Source organism: Halomonas sp. BC04 (assembly GCF_000568385.1).
This window is the reverse complement of sequence record NZ_AZQX01000323.1, coordinates 1-15,387: the sequence shown is the minus strand read 5'-3', so window position 1 is coordinate 15,387 and position 15,387 is coordinate 1. Positions and strand designations below refer to the sequence as shown.

At 64.4% G+C, this 15,387-nt stretch carries 10 protein-coding genes and 6 pseudogenes; 4 read left to right on the top strand and 12 right to left on the bottom strand.

What is annotated here, in order from left to right; all coding sequences use genetic code 11:
• Nucleotides 1–3 precede the first annotated feature (3 nt).
• From Q427_RS21715 to Q427_RS21700, 5 genes and pseudogenes are all read right to left on the bottom strand, one after another.
• Nucleotides 4–405 (bottom strand): DUF2069 domain-containing protein, encoded by a 402-nt coding sequence (locus Q427_RS21715; RefSeq protein WP_043517226.1) that lies wholly within the window; start codon nucleotides 403–405, stop codon nucleotides 4–6.
• Between the two features lie 4 nt (nucleotides 406–409).
• Nucleotides 410–957 (bottom strand): annotated as a pseudogene (gene wrbA / locus Q427_RS21710) (NAD(P)H:quinone oxidoreductase); the annotation flags it as partial.
• A gap of 98 nt (nucleotides 958–1,055) precedes the next feature.
• Nucleotides 1,056–1,271, bottom strand: coding sequence for an ArsC/Spx/MgsR family protein (locus tag Q427_RS34575; RefSeq protein ID WP_231613840.1), 216 nt, complete (start codon nucleotides 1,269–1,271; stop codon nucleotides 1,056–1,058).
• Nucleotides 1,271–1,408: a hypothetical protein gene (locus Q427_RS34570; RefSeq protein WP_231613839.1), complete on the bottom strand. Its 138-nt coding sequence runs from the start codon at nucleotides 1,406–1,408 to the stop codon at nucleotides 1,271–1,273. Before Q427_RS34570 ends, Q427_RS34575 begins: the two co-directional genes overlap by 1 nt.
• Before the next feature lie 92 nt (nucleotides 1,409–1,500).
• Nucleotides 1,501–1,992 carry a gamma-glutamylcyclotransferase family protein gene (locus Q427_RS21700; protein WP_081786143.1) on the bottom strand — a complete coding sequence of 164 codons (492 nt, stop codon included), beginning with the start codon at nucleotides 1,990–1,992 and terminating at the stop codon, nucleotides 1,501–1,503.
• A 132-nt stretch (nucleotides 1,993–2,124) separates the two neighbouring features.
• Here Q427_RS21700 and smrA point away from each other — a divergent pair.
• Nucleotides 2,125–2,717 (top strand): annotated as a pseudogene (gene smrA, locus Q427_RS21695) (DNA endonuclease SmrA).
• A gap of 81 nt (nucleotides 2,718–2,798) precedes the next feature.
• On the opposite strand, the gene Q427_RS21690 reads toward smrA, so the two are convergent.
• From Q427_RS21690 to metH, 4 genes and pseudogenes are all read right to left on the bottom strand, one after another.
• On the bottom strand, nucleotides 2,799–3,332 hold the full coding sequence (locus tag Q427_RS21690) for a DUF934 domain-containing protein (RefSeq protein WP_043517224.1): 534 nt from the start codon (nucleotides 3,330–3,332) through the stop codon (nucleotides 2,799–2,801).
• Nucleotides 3,325–4,977, bottom strand: a complete 1,653-nt coding sequence (locus tag Q427_RS21685) for a nitrite/sulfite reductase (RefSeq protein WP_043517222.1) — start codon at nucleotides 4,975–4,977, stop codon at nucleotides 3,325–3,327. The genes Q427_RS21690 and Q427_RS21685 overlap by 8 nt, the downstream gene beginning before the upstream one ends.
• A gap of 135 nt (nucleotides 4,978–5,112) precedes the next feature.
• On the bottom strand, nucleotides 5,113–6,441 hold the full coding sequence (locus Q427_RS21680) for an MATE family efflux transporter (protein WP_043517219.1): 1,329 nt from the start codon (nucleotides 6,439–6,441) through the stop codon (nucleotides 5,113–5,115).
• Between the two features lie 65 nt (nucleotides 6,442–6,506).
• Nucleotides 6,507–10,207: pseudogene (gene metH, locus Q427_RS21675) on the bottom strand (methionine synthase).
• A gap of 235 nt (nucleotides 10,208–10,442) precedes the next feature.
• Here metH and nfuA point away from each other — a divergent pair.
• Nucleotides 10,443–11,032, top strand: a pseudogene (nfuA, locus tag Q427_RS21670) (Fe-S biogenesis protein NfuA).
• A 54-nt stretch (nucleotides 11,033–11,086) separates the two neighbouring features.
• Here nfuA and Q427_RS21665 read toward each other — a convergent pair.
• Entirely contained in the window at nucleotides 11,087–12,166 is a 1,080-nt protein-coding gene (locus Q427_RS21665) for a DNA-binding protein (protein WP_051496589.1), read from the bottom strand.
• 335 nt (nucleotides 12,167–12,501) lie between these two features.
• Between Q427_RS21665 and Q427_RS21660 the strand changes: the two are divergent.
• A pseudogene (locus Q427_RS21660) lies at nucleotides 12,502–13,634 on the top strand (tyrosine-type recombinase/integrase).
• Between the two features lie 28 nt (nucleotides 13,635–13,662).
• Complete coding sequence (locus Q427_RS21655; protein WP_043517218.1) at nucleotides 13,663–14,091, top strand: SufE family protein; 429 nt, start codon at nucleotides 13,663–13,665, stop codon at nucleotides 14,089–14,091.
• A 177-nt stretch (nucleotides 14,092–14,268) separates the two neighbouring features.
• Here Q427_RS21655 and Q427_RS36475 read toward each other — a convergent pair whose 3' ends face one another.
• Together Q427_RS36475 and Q427_RS21645 are read right to left on the bottom strand one after the other, a co-directional pair.
• On the bottom strand, nucleotides 14,269–14,469 hold the full coding sequence (locus tag Q427_RS36475) for a ribbon-helix-helix domain-containing protein (RefSeq protein WP_331280682.1): 201 nt from the start codon (nucleotides 14,467–14,469) through the stop codon (nucleotides 14,269–14,271).
• Nucleotides 14,470–14,541: 72 nt separating this feature from the next.
• Nucleotides 14,542–15,122: pseudogene (locus Q427_RS21645) on the bottom strand (DJ-1/PfpI family protein).
• Nucleotides 15,123–15,387 lie beyond the last annotated feature (265 nt).

The window sequence follows — 15,387 nt, the reverse complement described above, 5'->3', positions numbered from 1 at the left end:
GGATCAAGGATGGCTGTCCCCGCGCATCTGCCGGCTGCGGAAGCGGGCGTAGAACATGCAACCGGTAAACAGTCCCAGCGCACTGATCGCTTCGAGGCCCCCCAGCAGGCCTTGGCCGGGAAGCGTGGCAACCATGACACCCTGTGTGAAGTAGAGCAGGCTGACGAAGGCCAGCCAGGCGTGCCCCCGGGGGCGGCGACCAAGGATCGATGGCAGGAACAGGACCAGGGGCAGTATCCGAACCAGAATCGGGGTCAGAGGATTGTCGCCGGCCTGCATCGACAGACCGCTCCAGATCAACAGCACCATCAGCAAGCCGAAGCTGCCCAGCACCAGCTGGCGAGAGCGGTCGGTGAGGTTGTCGAGGCCATGGCGCGCTTCCAGATCCTCCATCCAGCGTCTCATGAGGCTCCCGTAGGCTCTGCATGGCCAAGGCCAGCCGGGCGATCCGCTTGCCCTGGGCGCGCACGAGCCGCCGTTCGCTGTCGGCTAGCGGCTGGTCGCTGCGCTGGCCTGCCACATGGCTGGCTCCGTAGGGCGTACCGCCGGCGGTGGTGTCCATCAACTCGGTCTCGCAGTAGGGGAGGCCGGCGTAGACCATGCCATGGTGCAGCAGCGGCAGCAGCATGGAGATCAGCGTGGTTTCCTGGCCGCCATGCAGGCTAGAGGTGGAGGTGAAGGCCGTGGCCGGCTTGTCGATCAGGCGCCGTTGAGCCACAGCGTGCTGGTGGTATCGATGAAGTGCTTGAGCGGGGCGGCCATGTTGCCGAAGCGAGTCGGGCTGCCCAACGCCAGTGCGGCGCAGTGTCGCAGGTCGTCGAGGCTGACATAGACGGCACCCTCCTCGGGTATCTCGGGGTCGACGGCTTCGCAGGTGGGCGAGACGGCCGGTACGGTTCGCAGGCGTGCCTCGATGCCGGAAGTCGACTCAACGCCTGCGGCGAGCTGCTCGGCCATGGTACGGGTCGCACCGTGGCGAGAATAATAGAGGATCAACACATAGGTAGGGGGTCGCGCATCTTGGCTCCTGGTGCGTGGAGAGTCTGGGCCCGGATTCAATCGTCGGCGTGCAGGAGAGCGAGCACATCTTCCGGCGGGCGGCCCAGCACGGCGCGCTTGCCATCGTCGGCGATGGGGCGTTCAAGCAGTCGGGGATGTGCCACCAGTGCCTGTATCACCTGCTCCTGATCCTGGAGATCGATGTCCAGGGATGCCCACTCGGGCTCCTGGGTTCGTATCAGTGCCTCGCCGTCCGCATCCATTCGCGACATCAGGCACGCAACTCCTCTTCGTCGAGGGGCTGGTCCAGGTAGCGGCGAATCGCCACCTCGGCACCCTTTTCCTCCAGCAGGGCGAGGGCCTGGCGGGATTTTGAGCAGCGGGGGTTATGGTAGAGCGTGATCGACATGGCGGGCTCCTCGATCCTTGGAAAGTGGCGGCTATTGTAGAAGGGGCGTCGTGCTCACCACAACTAAGGAGCCTGTCGGACTTTACGCTGATCTACTGCGAGATCCGGTCAAGTCCGTCAGGCTCCTGGCCGTCGGCTTCGAGAAGCGCCTCGACAGCAATGTCTTCGTCGGCCAGCCTGCGGTAGACCCACACCGAACGCCCGTCCGCCAGTTGCTCGGGTACGCGTGCATAGCGGATGCCCAGGCGCTCGTAGCGATCCAGCCGCTCCAGCTCATCGGCACTGACCACGATCACTTCGCCTGCCACCTGCTCTCCCGGTTCCTCCACCAGGTCCAGCCCCTCGCGGCGGAAGCCGTCCAGCACCGCTGGCTCGGATTCCCCGGCTCGGCCCATCACGATCCAGCGCACCAGCGAAAGGCGCAGGGTGCCATAGACGAAGACCGAGTGTGGCCCTTCATCGACCTCCGGCAGGTGGTCGGGGCGATCATAGGTGAAGGGGCTGAGCATGGTGAACCAGAGCCAGGCTGCGATGGCCAGCGGCAGGGCCACCGAGGCGACCAACAGGTATCGCAATCCCTGCATGGGTGTTTCCTCACGCGATATGACGCGGCTTATCCTGCCATGAGAAGACCCCTGCTGTCCGGCTAAAACGCGATTCCCGGCTCTGGTAGGATATGAGGAGCCTGTCGAACTTGACGCTGACGGAGGTGGCCCATGAATCAGTCTGCCCGTGATGACCAGGACTTCCGAGCGATGATGGGTGATGTGCGGCCGCTTTCCGCTGCCGCCAATCGGGCCAATCCAGGACGGCGGAGGCAAGATCCCACCGAGGCACAGCTTGCCCGCCGAGAGAGTGCCCAGGCCGAGACCGGCAAGGACAGCTTTCTTTCCGATGATTTCGTCGAGCTGCTACCGCCCTTCGATCCGGTCGAGTATCGGCGTGTCGGCATCCAGCAGGCTGTGGTGGACCGCCTTCGCCAAGGTGGCTATCCGGCCCAGTCGCGGCTGCTCCTGTTGCGTCGCCCGCTGGGGGAGTGTCGCCGGGTATTGCCGGCCTTCATCCACGAAGCCTATGCCCACGACCTGCGCTCGGTGCTGGTCGTGCACGGTCGCGGCCGCGAGATCGACAGCCGGCCTAATGTGCTGCGTTCCTATCTGGTCAAGTGGCTGGCCCAGTTCGAAGAGGTACAGGCGTTCGTCTCCGCCCATCAGGCCGATGGGGCCTGGGAGCCACCTGGGTGATGCTGCGCAAGAGCGAGCGGGCGAGGGCGGCGAATCGGGAGCGGCAGCAGAAACGACGCGGCTAGGCTTTCCCGAAAAGTGGCTGCGCTGAAAGCCAGGAAGCCGGCTCCAGGAAGCCGGCTTCTTGTTGGACGACGTCTGTGGCCTCAGGCAAAGGCGGCCTCTGCCTCGCGGACCGCTTCGCGCAGCCGGTGACGAAACAGCGGCTCCGGTTCGTCGACGGCCGGCTGGTAGGCGCGGCTGAAGGCGTTCAGTGCCTGGAGTGCATCTTCCAGCCACTGGTCCTCGCGCAGCGACAGGCCATCGAAGCCGCAGCGGGTCAGGAAGAAGACCTGGTCCACCAGCACGTCACCGACGGCACGGATCTCCCCCTCATAGCCGAAGCGTTCCCGCAGCAGGCGCGCCAGGCTGTAGCCACGCCCATCGGTGAACTTGGGGAAATCGATGGCGATCAGCGGCGCATCGGCCAACTCGCCGGCGAGTTCGGACGTCAGTTCCGTATCGCTGCCAAGCAGCGGGGCCCGGTTCTGGCTGTCGGCCTCTTCACGCCACTGGGACAATGGCACGATGGCGGGCCCGTCGGGGGGCGTCGACTCGGGTTCGCGAATCAGCGTCCAGCGGTCATCGGCCGGCCGTCCCTGGAAGATGAAGGGACGTGCGGTATTGGCTTGATCAGGCATAGACCCGCTCCTTGAAGGGTTTGAGGCCGATACGGCGATAGGTCTCGACAAAGGTTTCGCCCTCGATGCGCTCACCGACATAGACCTGCAGCACCTTGTCGATGACCTCGGGTACCGACTCGCGGCTGAAGGAGGGACCGAGGATCTTGCCCAACGAAGCTTCGTTGCCCTGGGCGCCGCCCAGCGAGATCTGGTACCACTCCTCGCCCTTCTTGTCGACGCCAAGAATGCCGATATTGCCGACATGGTGATGGCCACAGGCGTTCATGCAGCCGGAAATGTTCAGCTCCACCGGACCCAGGTCGTAGAGGAAGTCGAGATCTTCGAAGCGCTCCTGAATGGCATGGGCGACGGGAATCGACTTGGCATTGGCCAGGCCGCAGTAGTCGCCGCCGGGGCAGCAGATCAGGTCGGCCAGGGTGCCCACGGTGGGGTTGGCCAGACCCAGCTCGCCGAGCCGCTGCCAGAGTGCTTCCAACTGGTCAACGGCCACATCGGACAGCACCAGGTTCTGCTCGTGGGTCACCCGCAGCTCGCCGTAGCTGAATTCATCGGCCAGGTCAGCCACCTGGTGCATCTGTTCCCAGGTCAGGTCGCCGGGGGAGTGGCCGCTGCGCTTGAGCGACAGGGTCACCGCCTTGTAACCGGGCACCTTGTGGCCATGCACGTTGTTGGTCACGAAGCGGGCGAAGGCACGATTCTCGCTGCGCAGGCGCTCGAAGTCGGCAATCGCCGCTTCCCTGATCGGGCGACGCTCCGGATCGACGAAATGGTGCTCCATGTCCTCGACGGTCTGGCGTGTCAGGGTCTGGGGGCCATCCTTGAGGTGGGCCCATTCGGCATCGACGCGGCGCCGGAACTCATCCACGCCCAGCGCCTTGACCAGGATCTTGATCCGGGCCTTGAACTTGTTGTCACGGCGGCCGAACTGGTTGTAGACACGAACCAGGGCCTCCAGATAGGTCAGCAGGTGCTGCCAGGGGAGATCCTCGCGGACCACTTCGCCGATCATCGGCGTACGGCCCAGGCCGCCACCGGCCAGGACCTTGACCCTGACCTCGCCTTCGGCGTCACGCCACAGGCGCAGGCCCACGTCATGGACCTGGATGGCCGCACGGTCCTCGGCGGAACCGGTGACGGCGATCTTGAACTTGCGCGGCAGGTAGGTGAACTCCGGGTGGAACGTCGACCATTGGCGGATCAATTCGCACCAGGGACGCGGATCCACTTCCTCGTCTTCCGCAACGCCGGCGAATTGATCGCTGGAGGTGTTGCGAATGTCGTTGCCGCTGGTCTGGATCGCATGCATTTGCACGCTGGCCAGCTCGGCGAGCATGTCGGGTACCGTTTCCAGCTTGGGCCAGTTCAACTGAAGATTGGTGCGGGTGGTGAAGTGGCCATAGCCGCGATCGTAGTCGCGGGCCAGGTCGCCCAGCTTGCGCAGCTGATAGGAGGCCAGCATGCCGTAGGGTATGGCGATGCGCAGCATCGGTGCATGACGCTGGACATAGAGGCCGTTCTGCACGCGCAGCGGCAGAAACTCCTCTTCGCTCAGCCTTCCGGCCAGATAGCGGTTCATCTGGTCGCGAAACTGGGCGACGCGTTCGTTGACCAAGGTCTGATCGTGGGTGTCGTAGCGATACATTCAGCCGGTCCTGCTGCTGTGAGAGTGGCGAAGCGTCAGGGGCCACCTTAACGCCTCTGCGTTATTCTATGAAAGAATAAATATTCATATTTTTTATACTGAAAGTAATATAAGGAGTCAAGTCTGCCGACGCGACTAGACCACAAGCCGCTGCCAGCGGCGTCGCTGCCAGATAAGAACGAACCAGGCCGAATTCAGGCATCGATAGCCGAGCTGGACCCACCAGATGCCCAGCAGGCCCTGCTCGAGAACGATGCCGACCCACCAGGCCAGCGGTAAAAAGACCAGCCATTGAAGCGTGAGGGTGGTGGTCATCACGGTACGGTTGGCGCCAGCGCCTAACAGTGCTTGGCCAAGTACCAGCGCCGCCGCGTCCAGTACGATCATGGCTGCCGTGAGCTGCAGTGGCAAACGGCCGAGGGAGACCAGGGCTGGGTCGTGGAGGAACAGGCCCAGTACCAGATCGGGAAAAAACGCCATGGGCAGCGCCAGGGTCGCCAGGCAGAGCCAGGCCAGGCGTACCACGTCCCAGCCCCAGCGGTGTGCCTCCTGGTGCGCATGCTGGCCCAGGGAGTGGCCGACCAGGCTCATGGCCGCCATGCCGAGACCCACGCCGGGCAGGATTAGTAGCAGTGACAGATTGACCAGGACATGGCCTACCGCCACGCTGGCGGCATCGATCTGGCCCAGTATCCAGAACAGCACCGCGTAGCCGGCGGCGAACCACAGCTGCTGGAAGGAGTGGGGTAGCGCCAGGCGCAGGGTGGTTCTGAAGGTTGCGAGCATTGGTAGCTCGACCAGGAAACCACGCTCTCCCGCATGCCGTGCGCTGACCCGCGCCCAGATGGCCAGCCCGACGAACAGCGACAGGGTAGTGCCGGCGCCCGCACCGGAGGGTCCCATTGCCGGAAGCCCCAGGTAGCCGAAGATGAGCGCCAGGCTGGCGGCCACGTTGATCACATGGGTAACCAGGATGATGCGCAGATAGATCCCGGTCTGCTGGATGCCGTTCCAGTAGCCGCGGAAACAGAAGATCATCGCCACGGCAACCAGCGAGAGAACGCGCCAGCGGAAATACTCCACGGCCACCGCGCTCACGGCGGGGTCCTGATTGATCAGGCCGAGCAGTATAGGGGCCTGCCACAGGCAGAGCAGGACAACGGGTAGCGAGACTGCAAGGGCAATCACCAGGCCGGCATTGAGTGGCATGGCGCAGTTCGACCAGTCCTGCTCGCCATGGCGCCTGGCGGTCTGTGCCTGCACCCCGGAGGAAAGCCCGAACACCAGGGCGGTGATCAGGAACATGGCGTAGCCGCCGATACCAATGCCGGCCAGGGGCACCTCGCCGAGCGAACCGACCAGGGCCGCATCGATCAGGTTGATCAGGCTCTGGGACAGCATGCCGGCGATGATCGGCAGAGCCAGGCGCAGAATTTTCTGTCGTCGGAGCGAGTCAGGCAGCATCCGGCTTCCGGTCGAAAAGGGTGGCGGAGGAGAAGCCCTCGCGAACGAGGGCTTCCGGAGTCCGGTCAGGTCGGATCGTAGGAGAGCACCGGTGACAGCCAGCGCTCCAGCTCCTGCAGGCTCATCTGCTTGCGCTCGGCCAGGGCTTCCACCTGATCCCGAGTGATCTTGCCGGTGGAGAAGTATTTCGACTGGGGGTGCGAGAAATACCAGCCGGACACCGCTGCCGCCGGCCACATGGCGAAGTTCTCGGTGAGATCGATGCCGGCGTTCCTTGAGGCATCGAGCAGACGGAAGAGGGTGCTCTTCTCGGTGTGATCGGGGCATGCGGGGTAGCCCGGCGCTGGCCGGATGCCTGGTACTTTTCGGCGATCAGGTCGATGTTTTCCAGCCGTTCGTCCGGCACATAGCCCCAGAACTCCTTGCGTACCCGCTCGTGCATACGCTCGGCGAAAGCTTCGGCCATGCGGTCAGTCAAGGCCTGCACCATGATGGCGCTGTAGTCGTCGCCGGCGGCCTTGTAGCGCTCGGCCAGTGCCTCGACGCCATGGCCGGTGGTCACGGCGAAGCCGCCGATCCAGTCCGGCTTGCCCGACGCCTTGGGCGCCACGAAGTCGGCGAGGCTGTAGCAGACCCCGTCGCGATTCTTGGTGGTCTGCTGGCGGATATGGTGCAGTCGCTCGATGACCTGGGTACGCGACTCGTCGGCGTAGACCTCGATGACATCGTCGTCGACGCTGTTGGCCGGCCACAGGCCGATCACGCCACGCGCCTGGATGTGCTTCTCGTCGATCAGCTTGCGCAGCATCTCCTGGGCATCGGCGAAGAGACTGCGGGCGGCTTCGCCGACCACCTTGTCATCGAGGATCTTGGGATACTTGCCGGCCAGTTCCCAGCTCATGAAGAAGGGGGTCCAGTCGATGCGCTCGATCAGTTCCTCGATATCATAGTTGTCGAACACCTTCAGCCCGGTGATGGCGGGGCGGGGCGGGGTGTAGTTGGCCCAGTCGATGGGCAGCTTGCGCTGGCGGGCCTCGGCATAGCTGAGGTCCGCCGCCTTGGGCCGGCGCCGGGCGTTGCGCTCGCGCACCTGGTCGTACTCGGCGCGGATCTCGGCGACATAGCTTGGCTTCAGCGCGGGCGAAAGCAGCTTGCCGGCCACGCCCACGGCGCGGGAGGCGTCCGCCACGTAGATCACCGGGTGCTCGTAGCCGGGCTCGATCTTCACCGCGGTATGGGCCTTGGACGTCGTGGCCCCGCCGATCAGCAGCGGCAGCTCGAAGCCCTGTCGCTGCATCTCCTTGGCCACATGGACCATCTCGTCCAGGGAAGGAGTGATAAGCCCCGACAGGCCGATGATGTCGGCGTTCTCCGCCCTGGCGGTCTGGAGGATCTTTTCCGCCGATACCATGACGCCGAGGTCGACCACATCGTAGTTGTTGCACTGCAGGACCACGCCGACGATGTTCTTGCCGATATCGTGGACGTCGCCCTTCACCGTGGCCATGACGATCTTGCCCTTGGCCTTGGTGTCCTCGGTCTTCTCCGCCTCGATATAGGGGATCAGGTAGGCCACCGCCTGTTTCATGACCCGGGCCGACTTGACCACCTGGGGCAGGAACATCTTGCCGGCACCGAACAGGTCGCCGACCACGTTCATGCCGTCCATCAGGGGGCCTTCGATCACCTCGATGGGGCGCTTGGCCCGCTGCCGTGCTTCTTCGGTGTCGTCTTCGATGTAGACGGTAATGCCCTTGACCAGGGCATGGGAGATGCGTTTCTCCACCTCCCAGCTACGCCACTCCAGGTCCTCCTTCTTGGCGGGGCCGCTGCCGTCTCCCTTGTAGCGGTCGGCGATATCGAGCAGCCTCTCGGTGCCGTCGGGGCGCCGGTTCAGGACCACGTCCTCCACCGCGTCGCGCAATTCCGCAGGCAAGTCGTCATATACGGCCAGCTGACCGGCATTGACGATACCCATGCTCAGGCCGGCGCGGATGGCGTGATAGAGGAAGGCCGAGTGAATCGCCTCGCGCACCGGGTTGTTGCCGCGAAACGAGAACGAGACGTTGGATACGCCGCCCGAGACCATGGCGTGGGGCAGGTGCTCGCGGATCCAGCGGGTGGCCTCGATGAAGTCCACCGCATAATTGTTGTGTTCTTCGATGCCGGTGGCGATGGCGAAGATGTTGGGGTCGAAGATGATGTCTTCCGGGGGGAAGCCCACCTCGTCGACCAGAATCTGGTAGGCGCGCTGGCAGATCTCCGTCTTGCGGGCGAACGTATCGGCCTGGCCCTGCTCGTCGAAGGCCATGACCACCACGGCAGCACCGTAGCGCCGGCACAGGGTCGCCTGCTCCCGGAAGGCGTCCTCGCCCTCCTTCATGGAGATGGAGTTGACCACTGCCTTGCCCTGGACGCACTTGAGGCCGGCCTCGATGATCTCCCACTTGGAGGAGTCGATCATGATGGGCACCCGGGCGATGTCGGGCTCGCCGGCGATCAGGTTGAGGAAGCGCACCATGGCTTCCTCGGACTCCAGCATGCCCTCGTCCATGTTGATATCGATGACCTGGGCACCGTTCTCCACCTGCTCCAGGGCCACCTCCAATGCCGTATTGTAGTCCTCGTCGACGATCAGGCGCTTGAAGCGAGCCGAGCCGGTGACATTGGTACGCTCGCCGACGTTGACGAACAGCGAGTCCTTCTCGATGTTGAAGGGCTCGAGGCCGGACAGGCGGCAGGCCCTCGGGCGCTCGGGCACCTGTCGCGGAGGCATGCCCTGGATGGCGGCATGGATGGCGGCAATGTGCTCCGGGGTGGAGCCGCAGCAGCCCCCGATGATATTGACCAGGCCGCTCTCGGCGAACTCGGCGACGATGGCGGCCATTTCCTCCGGCGTCTGGTCGTATTCGCCGAACTCGTTGGGCAGGCCGGCGTTGGGGTGCGCGGAAACGAAGGTGTCGGCCTTGGTGGAGAGCTCTTCCACATAGGGGCGAAGCTCCGCAGCACCCAGGGCGCAGTTGAGTCCGATGGAGAGCGGTTCGGCGTGGCGCACCGAGTTCCAGAACGCCTCGGTGGTCTGGCCGGATAGCGTGCGCCCCGAGGCATCGGTGATGGTACCCGAGATCATGACAGGCAGGCGTTCACCGCGATCGGCAAACAGTTCCTCCAGGGCGAAGATGGCCGCCTTGGCATTGAGGGTGTCGAAGATGGTCTCGATCATGATCAGGTCGGCGCCACCCTCGATCAGCGCTTCGGCCGCTTCATAGTAGTTCTCGCGCAGGGCATCGAAAGTGACGTTGCGCTTGGATGGGTCGTTCACATCCGGCGACAGCGAGGCGGTGCGTGAGGTCGGCCCCAGGACACCGGCCACGTAGCGTGGCACGCCGGTCTCGCTGGCCACGGCGTCGCACACTTCGCGGGCCAGTCGCGCCGACTCCCGGTTCAGCTCGGGGACCAGCTCCTCCATGCCGTAGTCGGACTGGGAGAGGCGAGTGCTGTTGAAGGTGTTGGTCTCGATGATATCCGCCCCGGCCTCCAGGTACTGCCGATGAATTCGCGTCACCAGGTCGGGGCAGGTCAGGGCCAGCAGATCGTTGTTGCCCTTGAGATCCGAGGGCCAGTCGCTGAAGCGCTCTCCGCGGAAATCGGCCTCATCGAGTTCTGCATTCTGCAGCATGGTACCCATGCCACCATCAAGCATCAGGATACGCTGACCGAGTTGTTCGGTGAGAGAGGCAGTCAAGGCAGAGGGAACGGCGGCCATGGGTGGGATCGGTCTCCAGCGAAGTCACGGGTAGCCGGCCACGCAGGCGCCTCTGGGCGTCTTCTTTGGCGGGCCGAGTCGGCCCTTATGTTACCAAAAGCGGCGGCGCGAGGGCAGGGCTGATCAAAAACCGACCAAAATAGTCGGGATTGTCTCGCCGCCCGGTTTTGCTTACCATGAGGGCATATCAATACGGCCTGCCCGACTGGGCAGCGACCAGAGCAGCGAGAACACCATGAGCGAGACTATCCAGATTACCGACAGTGCCCAGGATTACCTTGCCGAACTGCTGGAGAAGCAGAACGTCGAGGGTATCGCCGTGCGCATCTTCATTACCCAGCCCGGTACGCCCTATGCCGAGACCTGTCTGGCCTACTGCCGGCCGGGTGAGGAGGAGCCCACCGATGAGCGGGTCGAGCTGGAAAAGATCAATGTGTTCCTGGACAAGAACAGCCTGGCCTTCCTCGACGAGGCGGTGGTCGATTTCAATGCCGACCGCATGGGGGGGCAGCTGACCATCAAGCGCCCAACGCCAAGATGCCCAAGGTCAACGCCGACAGTCCCCTCGAGGATCGGGTCAATTATATTCTCTACAGCGAAATCAACCCCGGCCTGGCTGCCCATGGCGGCGAAATCAAGCTGACCGAGTTGACCGAGGACAAGGTGGCGGTGCTCGCGTTCGGCGGCGGCTGCCAGGGCTGCGCCGCGGTCGACCTGACCCTGAAAGAGGGGGTCGAGAAGACCCTGATGGAGCGAATTCCCGAGCTGGCCGGCATTCGTGACGTCACTGACCATACCGACACCACGAACGCCTATTACCGCTGAGGCCGTACGACACGCGAGGCGTGTCTGCTGAGGATAGCCTGAGAGCCGCCGATGTTATCGGTTCTCTCCCTTGCTACTGTCGATCGTGCCCCTGTCGACTGATTCTTTTGAAGGCTCCGCCGTGGCGGGGCCTTTCTTCGTCCCGGGAGACACCGGCTCCTTCGCCTGGTGTCGCTCGTCGCCCTGCCAAAGCCGGCGGCTGATCTCGGACTCCAGCAGGCGCAAGCGGCTGGCCTGCTCTTCCAGATGGCGTTTCTGGTCGTCGATACGCGCCTGAAGCAGCGTCTGCTCGTGGCGCATGGTGTCGGCGCGCTCTTCGGCCCGGGTCCGGGACCACTGGGTTTCCCGGTGCTGTTTCTCCTCCCTGGCCAGCGCAGCACGCATCTCCTGCAGCTCCTGCTTCAGCGCCTCCTGGCGGCTTTCCAGCTGTCGGAGGTTGGCCGCGTAGCGCTTCTCACCGGCCAGGCGCTCCTGGCGGGCCTCGTCCAGCAGGCTCATCAGCCTCGCTTCGGCGGCTTCGTGACGCTGCTCTTCCTGTTGCTGGCGGGCCTGGTGCTGCGCTTCCCGTTCCCCCAGGGCCTGCTGGTGGGTCTGAAGCTGCAGTTCGCTTTCCGCCTGAAGTCGCTCCAGCTGCTGGAGGCTGCGGGCGAGTCGCTCGCCGAGCCGGCGAGCCTTCTCGAGAGCCTGGTCGCGCTCGACTTCTGCAGTGGCCAGGGCTGCGCTGCGCGCTTCCAGCCGCTGCTCGATGCTGGCCAGGTGCGCGGAGAGTGCAGCCTCGCGCTGTTCCGCATCCTCGGCCTGGCGCCTGGCATCCTGAACGGCATCCCTGGCAGCCGTGACTTCGCGATCGGCCGCTTCACGGTATTCGGCAAGGGCGTTTCCGGCGGCATCCTGCGCCTTCTCCCAGAGCCCCTCGGCCAACTGCTGGATCGGCTCGGGCATGCCCTGTGTGGGCGTGGTCTCGACCCGCTCCTCACGTCGCGCGCGCCATTCACGCAGGTGATCGCTGATGGTGGTGAAGCTACCGGTCCCTAGCACATCCCTGATCTTCTGCACGCTGGGGGCTTCCCCCTTGGCCATCAACGCATCGATGGCCTGCTTCACGTCTTCGTACTGTACACCGCTGCGTGCCATGGCGTTCTCCTGGCGTCATCCGTGTTTCGTGCCTGGGCAAGACCGCTGCTAGGTGTCCTAACTGTCTAGCGGCCTGCCTCATCGACCGTTGTCGATAGTTTAGTGCCAGCCGTGCAGAAGGGGAAGATAATTACATGATAAATATTACGTAAAATACGTTACGATATGTAATAAAATTCAAGATTACCCGTCTTATCTTGATTTATTTTCCATGCCGTTGGGATACTGGCCGGCAAGGAGCAGGGTCGGCATTCATGTCGAGCTGCGCTGGGGGCAAGCGAGGAGAAACAGTGACGCAACAGAAGATCCATCAGAGCGCACGCGGGGGCTGGCCAGTGCCGGCGGGCGAGCTGCTCCCCACCGGGCCGACCGGGCAGGGTGCTCATATTGCCGTTAGCAGCGATGCGGAGGCGGTGGGGCAGTGGCTGGCCGAGTATCGCGCCAGCCCGCAGACGCTGCGTGCCTACAAGCGTGAAGCCGAGCGGTTGCTGCTCTGGCTGGGCGAGAGGGGGACGGGGCTGGGTGAGCTCAGGCGCCAGGATCTCGATGCCTACGAGGCCTTCCTTGCCGACCCGCAGCCCAGTGAACGCTGGGTCGGGCCGTCGCGCCCCCGGCACTCCCCGCAATGGCGCCCGTTTCGCGGGCCGTTGTCACCGGCCAGCCGTCGGCAGAGCCTGGTGATTCTGCAGGGCCTGTTCGCCTGGCTGGTCGAGGCGGGGTGGGTGGCACACAATCCATTTCGCCTGATGCGCGACAAGCGCCGTCGCCTCGACAATCGCCAGGGGAGGGTCGAGCGCTACCTGGAGCGCCCCCTGTGGGACTGGCTCTGGCAATGGCTGGAAAGGCCGCCGGATGAGGGCGCGGGTGCCAAGGCCCGCTTCCATCACGCCCGGCGCCGCATGATCTTCGGCTTCGCTACCTGCTTGCGCCACGTATCAGTGAAATGGCGGCGACGCGCATGGATGACTTTGCCATGCGGGAGGGGCGCTGGTGGTGGCGGGTCGTGGGGAAGGGGGACAAGCTCGCGCACATTCCGGTACCCCAGGACATGCAGCAGCTGTTGGGGGAGTGGCGCACTCTCCTGGGCCTGAGTCCCATGCCGGAACCCGGCGAGGATACGCCCCTGCTGCGTGGGCTGGATGGCCGCCGTGGCCTGGGCGACAACCAGCTCTATCGCCTGATTCGCGAGGCCTTCGGCGACGCTGCCGGGACGCTGGCAGCAGAGCAGGGTGGCCAGGGGGAGGTCCAACGGCTACGCCAGGCAACGCCCCATTGGCTGCGACATACGGCCCTGACCCACCAGGCCCAGGCCGGCGTGGAGCTTCGCTACCTGGCGAGTACCGCGCGCCACGCCCGGCTGGACACCACGGCCCGCTACCTGCATGCCGAGGATGAGGAGTGGCATCGCCAGTCGTCGCTGCACGGGTTGCCCGGTGGGGCGGACGAAACCCGGGATGAGCCGGTATAATGATCACCATGCCAACCACGGAGTTCCCATGACGACAGAAGCCACCGCCGAGCAGGCACAGCAGGAACTGCTGGACGAGTTCGAGATATTCGACAACTGGATGGACCGCTACCAGTACATCATCGACATGGGCAAGCAGTTGCCGGCATTTCCCGAAGAGTGGAAAACCCCCGAGCGCAAGATCCAGGGCTGCCAGTCGAATGTCTGGATGCACTATCGCCGCGAGGGCGATGTGCTCCACTTCGACGCCATCTCCGATGCGGCCATCGTGTCAGGCCTGATTGCGGTGCTGCTGCGCATCTACAGCGGACGCCCGGCACGGGAAATTTGCGCGACCAGTCCGCACTTCATGCAGGATCTTGGCCTCGACAAGCATCTCTCGCCAACCCGCAGCAATGGGCTTCACGCCATGCTGAAGACGATCTACGAAGTGGCGGACCGGGAGGCGGCGGCCTGAGCCTGTCGTCTTGACGTGTGGGCTCCTGCCGCCTGCCGGTGACGCTCCCGAGTCAGGATGCCCTCGGCATCGAGGCCCGCAATTGAGGCACTCTTGGCCACAGGTATCTCGCCGGCCAGCTGCAGCGCCAGATAGCGGCCGCAGCAGACACGCAGGAAAGAGGCGAAGTTGTCGAGATCATGTCCCCGCCTCTGCGCTCTCCCGGGAGAGATTCGCCACGAGCTGGCTGAGCGTGAGGTCGTCACGCCTGCCGACCTCCTCGAGCACCTCCCAGAAGAAGCGCTCCAGCCGAACGCTGGTCGAGACACCGTACAAACGCATGGAGCGGGTCTGGGGCTCCCAGAGCTCCGGCTCTGCGCCGATGAAGAGCCTGCACATGCTGTTTCCTCCCTCGCCGGCCTGCCCGGACACCCTTCATCATGGCGCCGGGCACGGGCCAGGACAAGGAAATCAGGTCTCGATGCGGGTCCCCAGCACCGACAGGAACTGGGCCAGCCATGCTGGATGGGCCGGCCACGCCGGGGCGGTGACCAGCTTGCCATCGGTAACGGCATCGTCGACGGCTATGTCGGCGTAGTGTCCGCCGGCCAGCTCCACCTCGGGACGGCATGCGGGGTATGCCGCACAGGTACGACCCTCAAGTACCCTGGCGGCCGCCAATAGTTGGGCCGCGTGACAGATCGCCGCCACCGGCTTGTCGGCGTCGAAGAAGTGGCGCACCAGCTCGATGACCTTGTCGTTCAGGCGCAGGTATTCGGGCGCTCGTCCGCCGGCAATCACCAGCCGTCATAGTCGGTCGGATCAACATCGGCGAAATCGGCATTGAGGGTGAAGCGATGCCCTGGCTTTTCAGTGTAGGTCTGATCGCCCTCGAAGTCGTGAATGGCGGTGGCGATGCTGTCGCCGGCCCGCTTGTCGGGACAGACGGCATCGACACGATGGCCCACGGCCTGCAGGGCCTGGAAGGGCACCATCGTTTCATAGTCCTCGGCGAAATCGCCACATAGCAAGAGCAAACGTTTGGCGGACATTGGCGTATCTCCTGATCGGCTCGTTGTGATTGGGTTGCCGTTGACCAGTCTGGCACGGCTGGGCCGGAGGAGGGTGTTAGCGGGCTACTACAGCGGACTCAGGGAATCAGACATTCGACACTGGGGGGGCAGCAGGGAGATCAGCGCTCAGGGGCGCGCTCGGTGGGCCGGCAGCAGAAGTGTTCGTCGAGCTCAGGGTCGTCGCGGCAGAGCCGTTCGCTGGGACCGCCCGGGACCGGTCGATGCCGCCCTTGCTGCCGGGGTG